We start from the raw sequence: 20,383 nt of genomic DNA, 5'->3' as shown, positions 1-20,383 counted from the left end.
GCCAATAGGCGCAGCGAGGCCGCCCTTGACCAGTATCGCCCTGCTCTTCGCAGATTGTCTGAGGCGCTTATTCTAGAGGGCCAAACGATATCTGGACTGGACCACGACTCGCGGGTCAAATCCGCTCGGAGGCTATTCCCGCACGACAAGAGTCTCATCTCCGCGTTAACTCTATTTCGTGCTGCGGAGCTCTGCGCTAAATTTGGTTCGTGATGTGGAGCGCGCCTCCGGTCCAGGCGCTTCGAGCGGGCAGCAGAGCATCGCCGCTTGGCGGAGTCGTCCTCCGTAGTCATTTGCCAGCTTCGGTTAGGTTGGGCGACGCGGCACGTGACTCCCTTTTGCCTTCAAGAGCATGTCGCTCTGTGGAAACTCGCTATTGCCGTGGCGCTGGCAATGAACTCACCGTCAGACCTTGCCCGGGGGCGATCGGCTCGCTCTGTCCGAAATCAGATGACCGACGATATTCAGGTACGGCGCATCGGCGCCGATGAAGTGGATAAGCGCTTGGAGCGTCTTGCCGACATCCTCATTGACTGCGTCGCCCTCGGCGACGCGGTCAGCTTTCTGCCACCGCTAACTCGACGACGTGCGCTGGCGTACTGGCGTAGCGTCGCCGATGCAGTCATTTTGAATGGATGCGTGTTACTAGCTGCGGAAGATGGTGCAGGTCAGATTGTTGGCACAACCCAGATGGTACCTGCGGCGTCTGAGAACCAATTGCATAGTGCTCGAGTCGTCAAAGTCCTGGTCGCCAGAAGCGCACGCCGTCGCGGCATCGGGCGCCGGCTAATCTCGGCCATCAGCGAGTTAGCACGAAAGGAGGGAAAGACGTTGTTGACGCTCAGCACGACCACAGGTTCTGCTGCCGAGCGTCTCTACGCCAGCGAGGGATGGCAGCGGGTGGGTATCATACCCGGATGTGTGCTCGCCCCTGACGGTACATATCGCTCAGCGACCTTCTTCTACAAGCATCTCGATACTGCGTAGCTGAGTTGGCGCTTGCCATTCACCGACAAGATTTGTTCGGTCCCGTCCGGATAACTCATTATCGTCAGGGAGCATTGACATTGCCGGTTTGTTTTATGGCTTGTGAACAACGACGACTTGGGTTGTCGAGATAAGAAATCAAACGGATCAGACGGTGGCTCACTCAACTGCCGCACGGGCGGTTATCACAATGCCGAGCCCACGATTGGCACACTCACGTCGATTTGCCGATCTGGTTCTCATTCAACGTCCATAGCGCAGGGGCGCGGAGCTTGAAGAAATCCCACCATTGCGCTTGACATACTGAGCCAGCTCCTGACGACTTTGGCTTGAGGCCTAAAGATAGTAGGTATGTCGCCCCAACCTCAATATGGAGAAAAGGCGATTAGCGAATCCTGAACGAGCTCTGCGAAGCAGTCGGATTATTTTGTTGCCGCTCGGGCAGCCGATGGGTGAAGTGCGCGAGCCAGGCGAACGACCGACATAAACTTTCGTTTGGCTACGTGCCCCTTGAGCCAGATCTTTACCAAGGTTCAATCGAGCCGTTGATCACGCTCCTCTTAACTGCATGTGCGGCTGGCCACAGCGACATCTCATTCGTCTTCGCCGGCTTCGTCAACTGATAGGTATCAGGAGGTATTTTCGTCGGCATGGCAACCTTGGCCGAAACGTTGATAGGGATACTGATGAAACCATTCGAGCTTGCGTGGTGCGAGTTCGAATACCAACGGGCTCTCAGATGCCTCGAAGAGAAGGAGAACAGGGGACGACGTCTGCCCCAGTGTTGTCTGGTGCCTTTCTCCTAACCATCGGAGTTCATCCATCCATATCAAAATAGCGCGCAACTGCGCCAAGGTCAGTTGGATAATCGGCCGTCGCTGTCTGCGGCCCTGGGCCGACTTCGCGGCCCGAGCAGATGAACTGGCCGCTAATTTATGTTGCGCTCTAGCAAAGGACGCCACGTGCGCGACATCGGCGGATCCTTGCGATCATCGTATATGGCGATAAGTTCACCCCCCTTTAGCCCAAGGCCCCTCAAATCGGCCTCGCCGAGTTCGGAACTCGCGATCGTTGTTTCACCTGCCCCGGCCGCCAACGATGCTGCCATGGCATCCGCCCGCCCCGGTATTGCGACGGCATATACGACATATCGAAGCTTGCCGTTCTTGGCGACACCTATCGAAACCATCCACCCGGCTGCCATCGTAGTGTTCATCCGATATTCTGATAAGCGAGCACTTTACGCGTTTATCTGCGAGCAGCCAGCTCCCAATTATGGGGGCTACATAAGGGCAGCGGCCAAGACGGTAGAATTATCGATCGCGAGGATGACGCTCGGCGCCGCGAACAGCCGCGCCAAGCACCTAGCCTTACAGCTCGATCAAAAGTTCTCCCGCGAAGCGCCAGTTGCCATCAGCGCTCTTGCTTTCGCCCCCTAATGCGCGCGCGGCCGCAGCAATCGTGCGGCGCTGGGGACATTTGCGTTGTCGCTGTCAGCGCACGCCAGCCGCCTGCTAAGCGAGCTTCAGCGAGTGGTCCACTATTGTGACCAAGGCCTTCGTATCGGGTGCCCTTCTCGTGCTACACATGTCTACATGCGACCCACAAAAGGAATGACGGCAACTGATCACGACGCCGCGCGCGCAAGCAATCACGGCATGTCCATCTGGTCTAACCTCGCCTTCCTGGAGCGCAGCAAAATGGATGCTTGTTAGTGACAGCTGTGGTCTTCAAGGAAAGACGGCGACGACGAAGAATATAGGCACGTAGTATCCGCAGTCGCCGTCGCTGGCCCCGCGGAAGCAGTGAGGATGACGATGGCAAACTGCGGCGCAAGCGCCGGAATGCTGAATTGTCCGCTCCAGAAAGAGCAACAAGATGGCAATCAAAGCTAGGGGATTGGACCTAGGCGTCATTAGACGCACGTCTGCTTTCGTTCAGACCCGTCGGGTTGGCGACAGTGACGAACCGACGCATGCACAAAATCCAATCATTTCTCGCTTCATGACTGGCACACCGGTTGCTGAGCCAAGTATAGCTTGGTCCTTATCGAATGCCCCTCGTGGGGGCCAAGCCTGTTCGCGACGGCGCGCGGGCGGTCGTGACAGCCGCCCGCACGCTTTTTATGGATCAAGACCATCTGGCACACGAGTTGCTGAGAGGATTATCGGCTTGGCCGTTTATCATTACGCAACCCCAGACAAACCAAGCTTGGCGTAGCAAACTTCGCGCGGGTGGACCTCCAGACGCCCGCGCGTCTTTTCCGCAGGCCGCACCGCCTTGGGCAGCAAGCGCTGGAGAGATCGTTCCATGAACCATGATGAGGCTTTGGAGAACGCGATAGCGTCGCTCGAACAATGGTCCAAAGAGAATGCTGCACCGAGCCGCTTGCAGCGATAGCGGAGCTTATCGAGGCTAAAGGCGAAAGGCGCGCGCAACGGCCAGCCCGTCTTCGACGGCGTGACGGGCTCAGCGCAATTTGGCCACAATGAATGAGGGTGATGTCCGCCATGTCCCCACTCATCGTCATCGTCGCTTCGACGCACCTGAGCGTCTTAGCCTCGATCAACATCACTGCTCAGCCCACACAAAATATAGTCGAGTGCATGAAGATGGGCGAGGCAGCGATCAAAGCCGCGACCATGAAGCCCGGCTCTTCTGCTTCCTATGTCTGCCACCATACCACCCTCGAACGGGGATTGTCCGGCGCGTTAGGCGTCGTTGCCTACCAGGACGAGGATGGCGGAATAACGATCCTAGAAGGATACATGGCGACGCTATCGGACTGCAAAGTTGCTGGAATGGTGGCAGTCGGCAGCAAATTTGTTCCCGGCGCAACGGCTTGGGCGTGTTACGAGCTAACTAGCTTTGCGCGGTGAGCCGTGATTGGTGAAGCACGCACTTCGAAGCTGCCGCTTCATTTGGGTCGGAGACGAAGAGAACAACATCCCTTCTGATTCGACCGGATCGATAGACGCGGTCAACAACGGCGGTCGGACGACTCTCCAATTTAACGGCTGTCTTTTGCATTCTCAGCTGGCGCGTCATCTGGCGCACCATGCTCAATCGCAAAGCCCCCAGACGCCTCCAACCTCGCATCGATGGACACAGAGACCAACAGCCATCGACGATGTCGCGCTGGGCTCCTTGCATATCTACCAAGCTTGCACGACTTGGCCAAGGCCTGTGATCCCTCACCGGGACCTGTTGTCATCTGGCGCGGCCTCTCGAGACCCACAGATATCGAATTTGGCGCCGAAATCGCGTCGGTTCGAGATGTGGGTAATTGAAAGCGTCACGGGGCGCTCACGATCGACGTCTTTCATAAGATCTGCAAATCGCGCTGCAACGCAGAGGATTCAAAATGCGAACTGCTGAGCGTCTGGTCGATCTGGTCGCGGTCTTCTAGATCGTTGCTCAATCTCTCCTCGCTGAATGCGGTACCGCTAATGGTGCTGACGGATCCCGAAATCAGGCGCCTTGATCATTTGATGAAAGAATGGGGTGGTGATTGCTCTTGGCGAAGCACGCTCTCGCACTATGTTGTCAAGGTCGCGAGGGCTCGGTGGATACCTGCCCCGAACCAACGATCCGCCTCCAGGAAATGCCTCGATACAACAATTATGGATAATCGAAAGCTTCACCAGAAGCGTACTCTTCTTATACAGACCCTGCCTTCCGGCTGAAGCCCGTCGATCTGACGCGGATATACCTTAACGTTTGTTCTGCCGCCTGTTGCCTGATCGGCGCTCTGATTCCTCTGCGATGCCGGTGGCTGCGATGAACCAGAACTTTCCCTTCTGCAAAAACCTTCAATTGATCTGAACTGTTTCGGCGACTACCGGATAGAACATTGCCACGCAAGCCGACGCCCGACGCGTCGGGGATCCGCCGGCAAGATTGTTCTGGTCGTCGTTGAGCTAGTCGTCTCCACCCGGTGCTTGAATCCGATTGCGACCAGAGTGCCCCATCAGCTCCGACTGGATGCGAGCTAGTGCGTCACTGAGCCTCGCTGCTTCATTAAAGCGTGTTTCCGGGTATGGTGGGCGTGCGGACGGGTCATGGACGAGAGCTTCCGCTGTATTCGAGAGCCGACCGAGGGGCGTCCTCAGCCATTGCGCGGCACATAACAGCAGCGCTAGTGTGGCAATGGCGCAAGCACCGAAACTAATCCAGAATGATCGGATCAAATTTCGGGTGGACGCAAGCGCCTCGTCGGCGCTCTGCCGAACCAGAAGAGACCAGCCAAAGCTTGGAAGGTTCGCGAAGCCGACCGTCGGAACGATCACCGTGAAGTAGTCCCTGCCGTTAGGCCAACGTTCGCGTAGAGACGCAGTCGTGACGCGGCTAGCCGCAAGCGCGGAACCGATGTTAAGCGGCTTGTTGATGAGATCCGGCGGACCAAATAGGACGGTTCGATCACCCGAAAGCAGCAGCACGTCGATGCCGGCTACCTGTAACGAGTCCATGCCTTCTGCGACCCATTTCCAGTCAAGGTGCGCGCCGATGACTCCGGCAACGGAGCCGGCGTGGTGCAACGGCGCAGCCAGGTCGATAAACCGATAGGGCTCACGAGCTGCAGGCAACTGGGCGGCCAGTAGTTGAGCAGCATGGACATCGATAGCCGTCGGCGAGACAAGGCCCCGCCTAAACCAGGGTCGCTGCGCAACGCTTACTCCTTCGAGCATGCCGTCTTTAGCCGCAAGAATGGTCCCTTCGAGATCTGCCACGCCGAGCCAAGTGTAGCGCCCATCAAGGCGACTCAAGAAGTCTATGTGTTCTCGCGCATTTTTAAGATCCGTTAGGTCAATGAGCTGAGCGGACCGAGCTACATCCATCCAGACGCCATAGAGTCGGCGTGCCAACAGCGCGGAGCTTAATTCGCCGCGAATCCTTAACGCGTCGAATTGCAGCTGCTCTCCCCGTTGCTGCAGCAAAGCCGTGTAGACCGTTGCGGTCACCATCGCAGGGACCAATATGAGCAACGCGCCTCCACAGAACACCAAGGAAAGTAGGCCAGGTCTTTTCGGCATATTGCGCTCCTCAACTCGTTAGAGCTCGCGCCAACTCACGGATCATTTGCAAGATGTTCCCTCGATCAGCTCCTGGCATGGCAGATTCGGTGTGAAGCTTCTTGATAAGTTTCGCGGCTTGCTCGGGAGTTGGGTTGAATTTAAGTCGATAGCCATCACGCGTTGTCGCAGCAACATGCGCATCTACTCCGCCAATCCCGGGCAGATTGAGCTTCCCTGCCGCTCCGGTGGAAAGTCCGGATGGACCACTGATTCGCGCGCCCCCTCGGCCCAGATTGAGAAGCCATCCGCGGTGATTTTCACCTTGGATCACCAGCGTGACGGGTTCTGGGATCTGGCGCTGAGGTCGATCGTATCGCGGTCGTTCGATACACACCACGACTGCCACGAGCAACACTAGAATGTTGTAAACCGTCCAGAACATCACGATAGCCGTGCCGTCGCCGGCTGTCGGGGACGTATTCAAGACGAAGTCGGCGTTCAGCGGCACGATTAGGCCGCCGATCGTCAGTCCGAGCAGGAGTAGGAATGGGCGCATCAAAGTCCATTGAACAACGACTTTGGTTCGGTCGCCGCCTTTGGCTGTCACCGAGAATCTAGGCGATCCCCCAGTCAGCAACCCACGCGCAGCTGCCTGGCTGATGGGCCAGGCCGCAATCAGCTGAGCCGTATCGTTGAGAAGCGGGACAAACAATCCCTTTGAAAGCCAGTTCAGGGACACCAGAACCATCAGGTAATAAGGTATGTAATATTTGATCATGTCGACCAACGACGCGTTCACGATGGTAATGCCCAACCACCAGTACAAGAGGGGGAGAATCAGGCTGGCAAGTCGGAAAGGAAAGGTACTGAGCCAGTAGAGCAATGAATCAATGATGCCGATTCGATGCATCGCACCAAGGCTATGTATGCCGAAGGGGCTATAGGAGTTGCGGACGATCTGCATCAAGCCAAGACACCACCGTCCACGCTGAGTGATATATTCTTTCAGTCCTTCGGGAGCCAAGCCTTCACTTAGGGGCTCGTTAAGGTACACGGTTTGCCAACCGCTTTCCGCAAGCTTAAGCGTGAGCAGGAAGTCCTCGGTTACGCTTTGTGTCGGAATCCAGCCAATCTGCTCGACTGCCGAGACCCGCATTACGGAAGAGGTTCCGCAGCAGATGGCGATGCCCCAAGCATCCCGCGCCGGCTCAACGTTGTCAAAGAAATGACGTTGCTCATCCGGATACGCGGTGCTTATTCCCAGGTTGTGTTGGATTGGGTCGGGATTGAAGAAGTGCTGCGGGGTTTGCACGAGCGCGACGCTTGGCTCGTGAAACAACGCTAGCGTCCGCTCGATGAAGTCCGCATGGGGAACGAAATCGGCATCAAGTACAGCAACAAAGGCTGGGGGAGCGGACTCTCGAGCGCGCGCGCGAAGTGCATGGTTGATATTCCCCGCCTTAGCGTGCTCCTTATCCGAGCGAGCGAGGTATCCGACTTCGTGCAGTTCGCAAAGTTGCCGCACCCAGTTCCTCGCACCATCGTCGAGAACGAAAATCCGAAGCCCTGGATAGCGGATTTCTGTCGCGCCAACGATCGTGCGCTCGAGTACTTCCGACGGCTCGTTGTAAGTCGTGATGAAGACATCAACGCGCGGCGCTTCTCCCGGCAGCCACCATTCGCAGTACTGGTCTGCTTCGCCCGTCCGGTCCTTCACCCGCGACAATATAAAAAATGAGATAGTCGACGACAGCACTGTCAGAGCTTCGAGCATGGCGAGTCCCCAACTGAACAATGCGTCAGCAGTCCAGTCGAGCGGCGCCAGCGTTTCGGTGAAGCGCCAAGCCGTATACCGCCAAGACAGCAAGGCAGCCGTTCCCAGGAGGAGAGCGCGCCAATACCACTTCATCGGATTGAGCAACGGAAAGACGGTAAGGCGGAGGCCTATTATGAAAGCAGCGCCCGCGAAGGCAGCAGCGATTGGCGACAGTAGAAGCATCAGAGTCCGTACCGCGTAAAAAACCGGCGGAATTGAGCGATTGGGCCACCTGTGAAGATAACGCGTCCAGTACGCCCAATCGCACAGGCGAGATCTGGCTCTGTCGCGAGGTCTGAAACTGCCACGGTGACGTCAAAGCGCTGGAGATGTTGCGCACTCGGACCCACCGCAAGATTGGTGTAGAGTGAAGCTGCACCGGCTCCCCCAAGGCGGGTTATGGTTCCATTGAAAATCCGGTCATCCCCAAACAACCGAAATTGGACGGCCGTTCCCACCGAAAGACTATCGTATAGAGATTCGCTGACTCCCGCGGTGACGATCAGGGTATTGCAGTCGACGATCTTGACGAGATCCTGGCCGCGCCGCGCATATTGGCCGTCGTCTATTAGTACGTCCCAGACTACACCAACGACGTTGGCATTTAGCGTAGCGAAGCTCAGATTATTGACACGAAGACGCTCGGCATTGATTTGCCCGTCGAGCTGGACAATACGCGCTTTCACCTGCTCGTTGTCGACATTCAGCTCGGCCAGCCGCTGCTGGAGCTCCCGGATACGTTGAGCCGATGAGGGCGCGTCGTTATAGGACTCCCCGATGAAGACGCCGTCGCGAGCGGACGCAAGTTCGGTCTCTAGGTAATTTACTCGCTGCTGCGCACTCTCCAGTTCTTGTTGCGCGACGTCGTAAGATGCGCGAGCGCGATCCAGATTCGCCACCGTTTGTACACCACGCGTGCTTAGTTCGTTTGCCCGCTTGAATTCTGCGTCAGCTTGACGAAGGCGCGCGGCCGCAGCGTCTTGAGCCGCTTTCGCTTCTGCAATTCGGGCCTCGATCTGCCGAACCCTGCCACGCTGGTATTCAGTTGATTGAGCATCGAATCGAGACCTGGATGCCGACAAGGCCTCTCGCTGGCCAAGGAGGCGGTTGAGCTCAATTTGCTGGTTTGCGCGATCGCGATCGAGCTCGAGTAACCTCGCGGTATCAAAGCGTTGGTCGTTGATTTCTGCTATGAGCTCTCCGGGACCAATGCGCGCACCGATGTTCTTTACAGCAAGTGTTACCTTTCCTTCAATTGGGGCGCGAACGATATAGAGTCGAGCATTGAGCGTCGCATCCGCCGATGTTCCAGCGAAGTGCTCACCGATAATAACGTACAATCCCACTGCCAACATGGCCAAGCCGACGATTGCACGTACGAGCCTCATATGAACGTTCCAACTAGGTCTATGATGGGAAGGCCGCCCAGAAGTATTGCCAACCCGGCGCAAACATAGATTGACCAGCCTGAGGTCGACGCATTTTCCTCTAAGCGACCCTCCGCCCCCGCTCTGGATTGCCAAGCCAGTGCCGCTCGGATACGAGTGTTAGCGGCTCAGGCATCATTGATCAGACTAAGAGGCTGGTAAAGAAGTGCCTCGTGATCTCGGCGGCGGGGGGATCCTTCTCGTCAGAAGGGCCAAGAGCGACGAATTCGTTCCTGCAGTTCCAGCAGTGCCAAAGATATTGGACCTCCCGCGCACCGATGCGTTCACGCCACTCAAGGTGGACCAACGCGGAGCCACACTGAGGGCAGGTTTTGTGACGTGCTATTGAAACGGACTCCATGTGGTAGCTCGTATCATTGCGAAAAACGGGCCATAGCCGAAGAAGCAGTGTTGTAGCCTCGGTTCGCGTGCAACTGCGGCGGCTGGCCCCTTCTCTTCAAACCTTGTGCCAAGTGCGAGAGCTTGATCAGCAAAGCAAATTTCTCAAGCAAGCGGACCAGACCGACAGCATGTCAGAAATCGGACAGCCTACGTCATGTCCTCCCGCTAGACCGCAAGTCAGATTAGGTTTCGATTGGGAGCCTTGGCCAGTTCGTTTGCTGTTGAGTGATATTGATCATAGATGGCTCCATCGACAGGGTTCCACCTCGCGGCACATCCGGATGCTCGTGGCGGTGTGCTTCGGACTGCTCGTACGGTAGTGCTTGACCGATCAGGAGATCGACTGGAACATCGATCTCCGGCACTTCAATCGGAGGGTGTCGGGCGCATTAGACGATGTCCGGACTTCGGACAGCCGACCGCGGTGCCTCCACCAATGCACGTCTGCAGACCGCGGGGGCGAAGAGAAGATCAGGCCTGGCCGCTCGCGCGGCTTGCGGGAATAGGGCCGTCCCCCGAGTCCCTCTACGTTCACGCAAGCTGTTGAAAAGATGAGCCAGGACAGGCACACCGCCACTGATCGAGCCGATGTGATTTCTCAACAACTGCCGCCTGTCCAAGAGAGTGCGCTTACCCTGAGCAACAACGCAATTCGCGCGCTTATTCAATGCAGCGTCGCAAATCTAAAGACCCTTTCCTGATTAAGCGCTTGCCGAGCCGAGGTGTTCTGGCGATAGCATGATTTGCTCGCAACGCCCTCTTGTGGCGGGCGCCCCTCAAGAACTCAGCGCGTCGACTCAGGCAAGCAGACTTCCCGCTCCATCATCACTAATCGCTCTGCGGCCAGCTTCGCGATCGAGCAGCGCGGGAATACTGGCGGCTGGAACGGCACCACTGAATAGATAGCCTTGTCCTTCTGTACAACCATTGGCCGCCAGATAGACCAGCTGGCCTTCGTCTTCGATCCCCTCGGCCGTCGTCGTCAAACCAAATCCTTTAGCAAGGCCGAGTATGGCACGAACGATCACCCGGCTGTCGGTACTGTCGTCGAGATGCGACACAAAGCTGCGGTCGATCTTAATCTTGTCAAGACGAAACGAAAGCAGCTGGCTGAGCGTAGCATAACCTGTTCCAAAATCATCGAGCGCGATGCGGATGCCGGCTTGACGAAGTTCGTCGATCACGGCCTTCGCAATGCCAGCTTTTTCCATGAACGCGCTCTCGGTAATTTCAATCTCCAGCCGGCGTGGACTGAAGCCGGTTTGCGCAAGGGCCGATAGAATGCGCTGTCGAAGCGCGGAATCCAGCAATTGAACAGGCGAAATATTGAAGGCAAGCGAAAACGTCTTCGGCCACGCATTTGCGTCAAGACAGGCGCGGCGAAGAAGCTGATCTCCAAGTGCGTTGATGAGGCCCGTTTCTTCTGCAATCGGAATAAACACGCCGGCCGGGACATTCCCCAATGTCCTGTTTTCCCAACGCGCTAAGGCCTCGAAACCGATAATGCGCTTACTTTCGAGTGAAACCAGCGGCTGATAGTGCGGTTCGATAATATCCGCCGCGACAGCGCTGCGAAGCTCACGCTCGATTTGAGCGCGCCGCTCGACATGCATGTCCATGTCTGGTTCGAAAAAGCGCACGCGCGATCTGCCTTCCCCTTGCGCACGATAAAGCGCGCGTTCTGCGCGCCTGACCAATTCGTGGGGATCGACGCCGTCAAGCGGAGCGATAGCGATGCCAATTCCAAGACCAAGCTCGGCTGCGCCAGTCTCAATCGCGACAGTGTCGGCGGCGGACGCCACGATGCGGCCCGCCAGATTGGTGGGGTCTTCGAGGGAGCTAATGTTTGGCAGGACGATCCCGAACTCGTCGCCTCCGACCCTCGCGAGGACGCCATCGTTGCGCAAGATGTCGGAAAGTCTCTTGGCAACTTCGCCGAGCGCCTTCTCCCCCGCTGCGTGGCCATGCGTGTCCTTGATTCGCTTGAGGCCCTCGAGGCCAAGCATTAGAACGGCGACTTGATGCGTGTCGGTGGCGAGCCCAAGGCACAGATCAAGTTCTTCATTAAACAAGCGGCGGTTCGGCAAGCCGGTCAATGGATCGTGTCGTCCCAAATCGCGGGCTTCTCCTTCTGCTGTGGTTCGTGCTTCAATTTCACGGGCGAGTTCTCGACTACGCCGAACACTAAAGATTGTTAGCGAAACGCTGAGTGAGAACGCAACGAATATGGTGAATACAATGTCGTCGAGTGCCGAATCTAAGCCCCGCCCCAGCTGGACCAGGCGAGGGCCAAGCTCATAGAGATGCGCTAAGACCGAAGCGAGAACGAGGCCGGCGAAGAGAACAATGAAGTCCCTCGTGGCAGAACTACGCCAAACGAAGTGCAATGGTCGCCAACGTGGTATCGAGACTCTCATCTCAGTCAAACCTGATGCTGATTGGACCAGTGACGTTCTCGCCCGCAGCATCACTCTTGACTGGACCAGATGTCGGGCTCTGATTGCCGAGCGTCAGCTACGGCATCGTAAGCTGTGATGCGCCATCGGCGGCGCGAAAGTGGCTCCCGGCAAAGTCATGCTCAACGGACCAGGAAGTGTGCACGTCGTTAACGCTTCAGAAGCTGCAATCCTCAACATGCCGCTTCAAGGCTTTCAACATCTGGTGCCCGCAAGCGCGAACGCCAGTTCACGTGCGACAGCGGTCCGTGCGACCAGGTTTCTGCCGGTAGTGCCCTTCCGAAGCAGCCCTTCTGCCAATTGCCTGAAGCGGCGACGCGCGCCGGGCGTGGTGAGGCGATCGGCAACTGAGCGATCGACGGAGCGAAGGCTCTCGAGCGCCTGAGCGAAGCAACGATATGGCAGCTTCGGCGGCTAGTGGCCGCAACCTGTTTCGGTGCGAACTCACCCGCAAACATTGCAATTGATGGACCATGACCGAATACCTGTTAGTAGGGTTGTGGCTCTGACCCGGAGAATGACGGCGAGAACCGGCGTCGGGCCAAGGCGGATTGAGGCGAAGCGCGCGGTCAACGACACCCTAAGCGACTACCACACGGTTGCGACCTTCAAACTTTGCGCGATAGAGCCGCTGGTCGGCGACGTTCAAGAACTGGTCGAGCGTGTCTCCATCGCGCCCGAACTCCGACACCCCAGCACTGATAGTGACACCAACCGACGGTTCGGCTCCGACGTCGAATGCGGTGCGTTCGATCACGGACCGAACGCGCTCGGCTACCGCGCTAGCCGCGTCGAGCGTCGCCCCCGGAAGCAATACCATGAATTCTTCGCCGCCCACGCGTGCGACAGAGTCGTAAGGCCGAATCGCCTCCAGACATTTTCGTACGAAGACGCGCAGGACTTCATCGCCGACGCTGTGGCCGCGGGAGTCATTGATATCCTTGAAATGGTCCAGATCGAGCGATAGCAGAGACAATGGGGCTCCAGTCCGCTTGGCCCGCGCGATCTCGGCGCCGATATGCTCGATGAAGTGACGCCGATTCCCGGCACCAGTCAGTGGATCGGTGGCGGCAAGCCGCTCCAACCTTTGATTGCTCATCTGCACTTGCTGGAGCGCCTTTTGGGTGTCGGCCATTGATTGGGCCAGGCGGGCCGTCATTTCTTCCTGGCTATAGATGGTCGCAAACGATTGCGTTGTTCGGAAGGCCTGGACAACTCCGTAGCTGAGAAAAAAGAAGCCGCCAGCAAAGATCGCATGGGCTAGCCACCACATATGATTCCATGGCGCCGCCAGAATGAATGCGAGCGACGATAGCGCGAACCACGCGACGGAAACGCCGAAAACAAGCATGAGCGGCGAGTGAATCCGTCGCATGAGCATGACCAAGACATTGAGCACACTGAATAACAATGCGCCGCCCTCCAAGGACAAGCGAACCGCTGGGTGCCCTGCATATGAAGAATGGGCGAGCAGTGCGACGGCGATGTCCATCGCTAGGAACAGGCCAATCCACATCAGCCATGCGCGTGCGTCCGAACGCGTCTCGAACTCATCTGACGGCTGACTGTAGCTGAGCAGCCCAACGAAGAGCAAAATCGACATCGCTAGACGCGAAGCCGGCCCATAGAGCAGAAAAAGCCAAATATTGCGGTGTGCCATCCCGGTGAAGGCACCATGCAGCGAATAGATCAGCGCGAACGCCAAAAAACCAAGCGTCAACCATCGCAACAGAGGCTCGCCTGAAGACCGGTAGCAACGCCAAGTCACGTACGTGACGAACAGCCCCTCGAGGGTGGCGACGGCGATGGCGAGCTCGTGGAAGAGGTGATCCTCAAACTTGAGCGCGGGATCTTGCTGGAAATAAAGATAAGCGATGAACTGAGTGGGCAGGAGAGCGAGGCCGATGATGAGAAGGCTCGTATAGGCCTCTGTGACCAGCCGCAACGTGTTGGGCGACTCGTGCACCGTAAGATTGGTACTCATATGTTATACCGTCATTCCAAGATGACCCACGCGGCCCTTTCATGAACTCATGAGCTTTTCTTCAGAGATCTTGGAGTCCTGCTGTACAAGGTGAAGGCATCACTGGTTCGTCTCCTCCGAACACAATCTATCAGCCCGACGCGGATGATCACTGCTGACGAGCGCGGAGGTCATGAGCTTCACCTTTCGGTCCATCTGCGGCACCCACTTGAGCAGGATGGCGGGGCGCCAGCGTCAGCTTGTCATCTACAAGCGGCCGAATTCCGCCGCGGCGGGATCGCTGGCGCCTGACGGGTTATGTGTTCGAGCCCACCACGTTCAGTCCACCCGCTCCGCTAAAGGTAAGGGTATCGTGCGTGTTCAGTAGGGTATCCCAGCTGCTGCCTCGGTTCGTCACGATCTGAGACCCGTTCGAAAACGCACCATCGGAAGATGAGGAAATCACAAGCCCATTGAGAAAAGGATTCTGCGCATTACCGTACTCAATCGTCTGCTTCCCACCCACCGGTAGCGCCGCTGCGACGATTGGCCCGGACTGGTTCGGCTCTGAGCCGACGCGCGTGATGAGCGACACCGTAAGTGCAAGTCCACTTTGATTGACGAGTTTTTTGTGTGCCATCTGTGGCCTCCGTTATCTGCTGTTGGTCCCCGCGCCGAAAGGCAGGTCAGGCTTCAGCTATATACAAAAGCGGTTTGAGCTAGGCCTCCCAACTCTTGTAGGCGGCTAATATTTGGAGCCTGCCAGATAGTTTTCAGCACATAGAAAATGCGGTGCCGCTTCGGTGTAAGCGCGCCAAATCGCGCGGTGTTGCAGAATAGTCGGTATCCCTGGTTATTTGGAACTGGCCAAGCTGGTCGTCCTGGAACGTTGGTATAACGTCGGCACAGGCCCCCACGGGCAGAACATGAACTGTTGTGTTGCCGCCCCTGCCTGGTTGAAGACGGCGAAGTCAGAAACCCTACATGATTATTCTTCCATTCCGTCTTCAAGCAATGCCTCCAATTAGTTTTTGCGCGCTGCGAAGCTCTGGTGGCATGACTTCGATTGTTCCTGATCAACGCGGCGCAGTTGCTGCTTATGATCTTGCAGGGATTCGTCCGGGAGATGTGATTCGCGTACGGCTCAGCTCATGCCGCGCGCGAGGTCCGACCGACCTGAGGTCATTCCAAATGGGTCGCGCAATCTCGCCTTCATCGGCCAATCCTGAGAGTTCCGTGGAGGACGCCACTGATCAACGGCCGGAAGCAGGATTCTGTCATGGAACGTGTGAACAACAAAGTCATTCTCGTGACGGGCGCAGCTCGCGGAATGGGCGCGGCACATGCCGTCTATTGGTGGCCGAGGGAGCCAAGGTCGTAATCACTGATATTCTGCATACACAAGGCCAAGGTCTTGCCGCCCGGCTTGGCGAATCCGCCATCTGTGTACGTCAGGGCAATAACCAGTCGGGGGAGTGGACCGAAGCGATCGTAAGCGCCGAACGGCGACTCGACGCTCTGTACGGGCCAGTCAACAATGCGGGATCGCCAGTATGGCCCCCTTGAGGAGTTCTCTTTGGAGAACAAGACCATCGCCGTTAATTTGACCGGTGTATTCCTTGGAATGCAGGCGGCCTTGCCGGCCATCAGGCCGTGCCGGCGGAGGCCCGATGGTCAACATTTCGTCGGTCGAGGGGGGCGAGGCAGTGCCGGCCTCAATGCCTATCGAGCTTCCAAGTTTGGCGTTCGGAGCAGAATCAAATCCGCTGCGCTGGAGGCCGCGGCCTCAGGGGTCGGCATCAACTCGATCCGTCCCGGCTTCATCGCCACTCGATGACCGAGACCTTCGAGTCCTCGCTTTTCCCCGTTCCGCTCGGCCGGTCAGCCGAGCCGCAGGAAGTCTCGCAGGCAATCTTGTTCCTACTCAGCGATGAGTCCAGCTATCTCACTGGTTCCGAAATCGTCATCGATGGCGGCCCGACGGTCGGCGTCCCGCGCAAATCCCCGGCGCCCGAGAACATTTTCTGATCAGCCCAACGGATCGTCAATTGCACCCGGACGGAGTGTTCCATGTAATATAGTAGCGGAAATTACGAAGCATTTGTCCGTCCCCCCAAACCCGAAGGTGTGGACGGACATAAGACGGCGTGGTTCGTCGGTGCAGGCCTGGCAGCGCTTTCCGGCGCAGCCTTTCTGATCCGCGATGGCCATATGAGCGGCGATCGGATCACCATCTTGGAAAGGCTGAAAAGACCGGGTGGGGCGCTCGACGGCAGCCAAGACCTGGAAAGCGGATTCGTGATCCGGGGTGGCCGCGAAATGGAGGACCATTTCGAGTGGATTTTTATTCCGATCGTTTCTTCGCTCGAAGTAGAAGGTGCAAGCGTCCTCGACGAATTCTACTGGTTAACAAAGATGATCGGAACTACTCGCCGCACCGAGCGACCGTGGATCAGGGCCAGGATGGGCGCACCGACGGCCTTTCAGGCTGAGCCAGATAAAACTTTTCGAGAGCAGAATGCCATTCCTGAAAGGCGGACATCGTGCGCCAGCCGGAAATTGCCGTTCAGGAAATCACTTCCGAATACTTTGTCGATGCGCTTGTTTTCCGTCTCCTCGCGGGAGGCGAGAAAGACTGCAATCAACTCATTGAGTGCCGCTTCGCCATCCGAATTTCGTGAACCTTTTCCAGGAACTCCGAGAGTGGTTCGACAACGTCAACCATGCTCTTCGAAGGCGGAAATCCCGAGCCACTTCGTTCTGCGCCGCCCGTGGATCGTCAACGGCATCCGGATTAAACCGGCGAACGGGAACAGCCTCAACGCCCAGGTCGTCTCCATCGACAAGTACATGGAGCGTCACGTCATCGGCGCAGGCAAGGAGAAGTTTCCAGACAACCCGCTATCCATCCGCGCAAAGCGCGATTGTCGCGGCCGTCTCGCGTCTGGCGGCATTCTCATTCAGCCCTACGGATCGATTGGCGGCGCGCAAATCCATACGGTGGTCCGCCGCCGGTTGAAGCGCATGGAAGCAACAAGCGAAAGCCGTTCCATATCGTCGGCAAGGGCGGCAGTGTGTTCGTCGCGCGTCGCAAGACGAAGAAAGCGCACGCCGCTACAATTCATCGCCAAGGTTCAGGACAATACCGTCATCAGCGAGAGTTGGGATTTCTTTGGCACCGTGAAGGGTGTCGTTCACGCGCGCTTCGAGCATCACTTCTTCCGCGCGATCTTCAACGCATCGAGCCGGTGAGGGAAGGGTCCATGACGGAATCAACTTCACCCCCGTGGCGTCGGAAGGGGCCACCACGAAATTGACACCACTCCCCCCCTCCACTGTAGGGCTATCGCATATGGAAATCCCGCGTCTATTCCGCGGCTTAGTCGGCGATGCGGTTGCGCGACACTGCCAAGCCGCGGAATCAGATCGAGAACAAAACGGAATCGGACCGCGAAGTTGGAGCTACGCATCTCGAACGTGTTCGTTACAAGTGCCGATCGCGCTTCGCGTTTTTCCATATGCGATTCCCCTACCCTCCACTGGGGCGGAAGTGGACGAGGGGATCGTGTCCGGCAATGTCTCGCCGATCATTCGTTACATGCGTGGATGACATTTCGCCTCCTCTGCGGGCTCTTCATCAAGTAGTCGCCGAAGCTCCCGCGGAGAGAACCGCTCGAGATCAAAAGTTAGGTCTTCCTGATCGACAGAAAATGACAGAGCAGGATGATTGTCTCCAAGTCCGTGAAACTCGTCACGCAACTGTTTTTCCAGACGCTGAAGCTCATTCGAAGCGACTGAGGCTGGCAACGGCATAGCTTCATCCTCCAGATGATCCAGCACTCGCCGAAGCGCCGCCTGAGGAAGCTGCTCTGAGTGGGATGCGGCTTGCGCCTGCACGAAAGCCGATGGCGCGGGTTGATCATCTCGACTTTGCTGAAGCTCCTCTGCTGGCTCGTCGGAAAGCGGTCGCAGGAGCTCCTCTGGAGAGAACAGCTCGCGATCTAAAGTGAGGTCTTCCGGATCAGTAGGAAACGACAAAGCAGGATGATTGACTCTTGGCTCGTCGGGAAACTGTTTTTCTATTCGCTGCAACTCCTCTAAAGCAACGGAGACTGCCGACGGCATGGCTTCATCATCCAGATAATCCAGTACTCGCCGAAGTTCCCCCTGAGGGAGCTGCTCTGAATCCAATCCGGCTTGCGCGGAAGCTGACGGGGCCAGGTGATCATGTCGCCTTTGCTGAATCTCCTCTGCCGGCTCGTGATCAAGTAGTTGCCGAAGCTCCCCTGGAGAAAACTGTTCGAGCTCCAAAGTAAACTCTTCCGGATCGACCGACGGAGCTGGATGATTGGCTCCTAGCGCGTGAAGCTCGTCATGCAACTGTCTCTCCAGACGCCGAAGCTCCTCTGCAGGTTCGTCATCAAGCGGTCGCAGAAGCTCCTCTGGAGAGAACAGCTCGCGGTCCAAAGTAAACTCTTCCGGATCGATGTAAAACGAAAGAGCAGGATCATTGTCTCCAGGCCCGTGAAGTTCGTTATGCAACTGTTTTTCCAGCCGCTGGAGCTCCTCTGAAGCCAGGGAGGCTGGCGGCGGCATGGCTTCATCATCCAGATGATCCAGCACTCGCCGAAGCTCTCCCTGAGGGAGCTGCTCTGTATCCAATGCGGTTTGCTCCTGAATGAGAGACCAGGGGGCGTGTTGACCGTCCTGTCCCTCCCCAAGCTCCTCTAGCCGAGTACTCGCTTCGTGCCGCGCGCTGTGCTGCGCAGCGGCGTCGTCGATGCGCCGCGGTAGCATCTGCACAGCGCTTTCTGGATTGAGCGCCACGTTCTGGTCGGAAGCATTAAGCTTAGCGCTTGCGCGACCGGGTTGCGTGGGCACGACCACTCCCGTGGTCCGAAAGGTGTGGAAATATTCCAGGGCTTTGAGGAGAGTGGCATTATTCCCTCCTTTGTACTTAAGTATGGCACCATCGTCGCTCAGCGCCTTGCGGTCCAGCCGAGCAACAATGCTCGATCTGTTGTTTTCGAACAGCCAGCGGCTAAAGCCAACGAGGCTGCTTCCAAGCTGCCCTGCCCATCTGGAGGTCATGCCGCCCTTGATGAGCGCCTGCTCAAGCTCCGAGACGGCGGCAGCATCCTCGGAATAAACAGGCCGCCTGTCCGACTGCCCCCGGATTATGACGCCTCTTGAGTCAACCTGCGGCGCTGCGCTACTTCCTTCTGAAGCGACGTTTGCACTTGGTTGTCGGTATACCGCAATCTCTTCCAGATCGTTCAGCGTCCTCAGTCTCTTCGCTGCTCTCGAAGGAGCGGCGTTATCATCGGGGGCATAATACTTACGAAGGACTCCTACCACTGACCTCATCTGCCCGTTGTTCGGAAAATAAGCATTTGCGTATTCGAGCAGGGACTTGTGGTCCGTTAAATCGGTCGTTCGGCCGCGACCGCGGAAATCATTCGCCAGTTGACGAAGCGCTCGAGTATAACGTTCAACCGTTTCAGGTTTTGGGTTTTTCCAAGCCGCAAATTGAGTAATGACGCGATCGATAAGGTTTCGGTCCTCTGTAGACAGATTGGGATAGGCGGGGTCACGGCCATAATATGCAAGAAGGACGCTTAGCCCTCTCTTCATATATTCGTCTTTCGGGAAGTAAGTATTTGTGTGATCGAGCAGGAACTTGTGGTCCGCTAGATCGATTGTTTGGCCGCGAGCGCGGACATCATTCGCCAGTCGACGAAGTGCCGTAGAGTACTGTGTAGCCGTTGCAGGTAGTACGCTTTTGTGAGGCGCATATTGAGTAATTATTCTATCGATAAGGCTCAGGTCCTCCGGAGACAGATGGGGGTAGTTGGAGTCAATGCCATGATACGCACCAAGAACCCTCAGCCCCGCCTTAATATTTGAGTCGTTCGGAAAGTAAGTATTTGCGTATTCGAGCAGGGACTCATGGTCCGCTAGATCGGTCGTTTGGCCGCGCGTGCGAAGATCATTCACCAGTCTATGAAGTACCTGCGTATAGTGTCTAACCGTTCCAGGTGTTGGCTTTTTCTGAGCCTTATATTGAGTGATCACGCGCTCGATAAGGTGTTGGTCTTCTGTAGACAGATTGGGATAGGCGGGGTCCCTGATGGCGACGGGAGCGGCTTGGCTTGCCTCGGCCAAGCGCTGCTCAAATTGCACGGCCTCGTCCCTCTGCGGCGCTTCGGAGACCGCGTGCTGCACATGCGACGAAGCTGGTACATTAAATGCATTAAAGTGTTGCGGGTCCACGCTAACCTCACCTTCAGGATCATCCGAACAAGTCACTGTGGGCG

Annotated in this window: 15 protein-coding genes; 7 read left to right on the top strand and 8 right to left on the bottom strand. The window is 57.0% G+C overall.

Features of this window, described 5'->3' with window-relative positions; all coding sequences use genetic code 11:
* Positions 1-450 precede the first annotated feature (450 nt).
* The 3 genes from ACVW17_RS16170 (at position 451) to ACVW17_RS16160 (ending at position 3,866) form a co-directional block, all read left to right on the top strand.
* Complete coding sequence (locus tag ACVW17_RS16170) at positions 451-987, top strand: GNAT family N-acetyltransferase (RefSeq protein ID WP_456797526.1); 537 nt, start codon at positions 451-453, stop codon at positions 985-987.
* A gap of 962 nt (positions 988-1,949) precedes the next feature.
* Positions 1,950-2,426, top strand: a complete 477-nt coding sequence (locus tag ACVW17_RS16165; RefSeq protein WP_456797525.1) for a hypothetical protein — start codon at positions 1,950-1,952, stop codon at positions 2,424-2,426.
* A gap of 1,071 nt (positions 2,427-3,497) precedes the next feature.
* Positions 3,498-3,866, top strand: coding sequence for a hypothetical protein (locus ACVW17_RS16160; protein ID WP_456797524.1), 369 nt, complete (start codon positions 3,498-3,500; stop codon positions 3,864-3,866).
* A gap of 1,041 nt (positions 3,867-4,907) precedes the next feature.
* On the opposite strand, the gene ACVW17_RS16155 is transcribed toward ACVW17_RS16160, so the two are convergent.
* The 6 genes from ACVW17_RS16155 to ACVW17_RS16130 form a co-directional block, all read right to left on the bottom strand.
* Positions 4,908-5,951 carry a cache domain-containing protein gene (locus ACVW17_RS16155; RefSeq protein ID WP_456797523.1) on the bottom strand — a complete coding sequence of 348 codons (1,044 nt, stop codon included), beginning with the start codon at positions 5,949-5,951 and terminating at the stop codon, positions 4,908-4,910.
* Between the two features lie 79 nt (positions 5,952-6,030).
* On the bottom strand, positions 6,031-7,911 hold the full coding sequence (locus ACVW17_RS16150; protein WP_456797522.1) for a glycosyltransferase: 1,881 nt from the start codon (positions 7,909-7,911) through the stop codon (positions 6,031-6,033).
* 89 nt (positions 7,912-8,000) lie between these two features.
* The gene (locus ACVW17_RS16145; protein ID WP_456797521.1) at positions 8,001-9,206 is read right to left on the bottom strand and encodes an HlyD family secretion protein; all 1,206 of its coding nucleotides are present in this window, start codon (positions 9,204-9,206) and stop codon (positions 8,001-8,003) included.
* Positions 9,207-10,444: 1,238 nt separating this feature from the next.
* Positions 10,445-12,064 (bottom strand): putative bifunctional diguanylate cyclase/phosphodiesterase, encoded by a 1,620-nt coding sequence (locus tag ACVW17_RS16140; RefSeq protein ID WP_456797520.1) that lies wholly within the window; start codon positions 12,062-12,064, stop codon positions 10,445-10,447.
* Between the two features lie 619 nt (positions 12,065-12,683).
* Complete coding sequence (locus tag ACVW17_RS16135; protein WP_456797519.1) at positions 12,684-14,087, bottom strand: GGDEF domain-containing protein; 1,404 nt, start codon at positions 14,085-14,087, stop codon at positions 12,684-12,686.
* Positions 14,088-14,382: 295 nt separating this feature from the next.
* Positions 14,383-14,706, bottom strand: coding sequence for a hypothetical protein (locus ACVW17_RS16130; RefSeq protein WP_456797518.1), 324 nt, complete (start codon positions 14,704-14,706; stop codon positions 14,383-14,385).
* Between the two features lie 511 nt (positions 14,707-15,217).
* On the opposite strand from ACVW17_RS16130, the gene ACVW17_RS16125 reads away from it, so the two are divergent.
* Positions 15,218-15,295, top strand: a complete 78-nt coding sequence (locus ACVW17_RS16125) for an oleate hydratase (protein ID WP_456798966.1) — start codon at positions 15,218-15,220, stop codon at positions 15,293-15,295.
* A gap of 121 nt (positions 15,296-15,416) precedes the next feature.
* Here the strand turns inward: ACVW17_RS16125 and ACVW17_RS16120 are convergent, their stop codons facing one another.
* Entirely contained in the window at positions 15,417-15,713 is a 297-nt protein-coding gene (locus tag ACVW17_RS16120; RefSeq protein WP_456799038.1) for a hypothetical protein, read from the bottom strand.
* Between ACVW17_RS16120 and ACVW17_RS16115 the strand changes: the two genes are divergently transcribed.
* The 3 genes from ACVW17_RS16115 (at position 15,604) to ACVW17_RS16105 (ending at position 17,318) form a co-directional block, all read left to right on the top strand.
* Positions 15,604-15,903, top strand: a complete 300-nt coding sequence (locus tag ACVW17_RS16115; protein ID WP_456797517.1) for an SDR family NAD(P)-dependent oxidoreductase — start codon at positions 15,604-15,606, stop codon at positions 15,901-15,903. The genes ACVW17_RS16120 and ACVW17_RS16115 overlap by 110 nt on opposite strands.
* A complete protein-coding gene (locus tag ACVW17_RS16110; RefSeq protein WP_456797516.1) occupies positions 15,900-16,094 on the top strand; it encodes an SDR family oxidoreductase in 195 nt (64 codons plus the stop codon). The genes ACVW17_RS16115 and ACVW17_RS16110 overlap by 4 nt, the downstream gene beginning before the upstream one ends.
* A gap of 99 nt (positions 16,095-16,193) precedes the next feature.
* Positions 16,194-17,318 (top strand): oleate hydratase, encoded by a 1,125-nt coding sequence (locus ACVW17_RS16105; RefSeq protein ID WP_456797515.1) that lies wholly within the window; start codon positions 16,194-16,196, stop codon positions 17,316-17,318.
* Positions 17,319-17,660: 342 nt separating this feature from the next.
* On the opposite strand, the gene ACVW17_RS16100 is transcribed toward ACVW17_RS16105, so the two are convergent.
* Entirely contained in the window at positions 17,661-20,339 is a 2,679-nt protein-coding gene (locus ACVW17_RS16100; RefSeq protein ID WP_456797514.1) for a hypothetical protein, read from the bottom strand.
* Positions 20,340-20,383: the final 44 nt, after the last annotated feature.

The sequence above is a fragment of the Bradyrhizobium sp. USDA 4473 genome (genome assembly GCF_054063335.1).
Note: the sequence above shows the minus strand (reverse complement) of the source record. Positions and strands in the feature narration are given on the sequence as shown.

Excerpts from the sequence above, each read along its gene's own strand:
- ACVW17_RS16170 (WP_456797526.1), top strand. The coding sequence starts at position 451 with ATGACCGACGATATTCAGGTACGGCGCATCGGCGCCGATGAAGTGGAT.
- ACVW17_RS16135 (WP_456797519.1), bottom strand. The coding sequence starts at position 14,087 with ATGAGTACCAATCTTACGGTGCACGAGTCGCCCAACACGTTGCGGCTG.
- ACVW17_RS16130 (WP_456797518.1), bottom strand. The coding sequence starts at position 14,706 with ATGGCACACAAAAAACTCGTCAATCAAAGTGGACTTGCACTTACGGTG.
- ACVW17_RS16155 (WP_456797523.1), bottom strand. The coding sequence starts at position 5,951 with ATGGTGACCGCAACGGTCTACACGGCTTTGCTGCAGCAACGGGGAGAG.
- ACVW17_RS16160 (WP_456797524.1), top strand. The coding sequence starts at position 3,498 with ATGTCCCCACTCATCGTCATCGTCGCTTCGACGCACCTGAGCGTCTTA.
- ACVW17_RS16110 (WP_456797516.1), top strand. The coding sequence starts at position 15,900 with ATGACCGAGACCTTCGAGTCCTCGCTTTTCCCCGTTCCGCTCGGCCGG.
- ACVW17_RS16145 (WP_456797521.1), bottom strand. The coding sequence starts at position 9,206 with ATGAGGCTCGTACGTGCAATCGTCGGCTTGGCCATGTTGGCAGTGGGA.
- ACVW17_RS16120 (WP_456799038.1), bottom strand. The coding sequence starts at position 15,713 with ATGGCCGGCAAGGCCGCCTGCATTCCAAGGAATACACCGGTCAAATTA.
- ACVW17_RS16150 (WP_456797522.1), bottom strand. The coding sequence starts at position 7,911 with ATGAAGTGGTATTGGCGCGCTCTCCTCCTGGGAACGGCTGCCTTGCTG.
- ACVW17_RS16125 (WP_456798966.1), top strand. The coding sequence starts at position 15,218 with ATGCCGCGCGCGAGGTCCGACCGACCTGAGGTCATTCCAAATGGGTCG.
- ACVW17_RS16140 (WP_456797520.1), bottom strand. The coding sequence starts at position 12,064 with ATGAGAGTCTCGATACCACGTTGGCGACCATTGCACTTCGTTTGGCGT.
- ACVW17_RS16115 (WP_456797517.1), top strand. The coding sequence starts at position 15,604 with ATGCGGGATCGCCAGTATGGCCCCCTTGAGGAGTTCTCTTTGGAGAAC.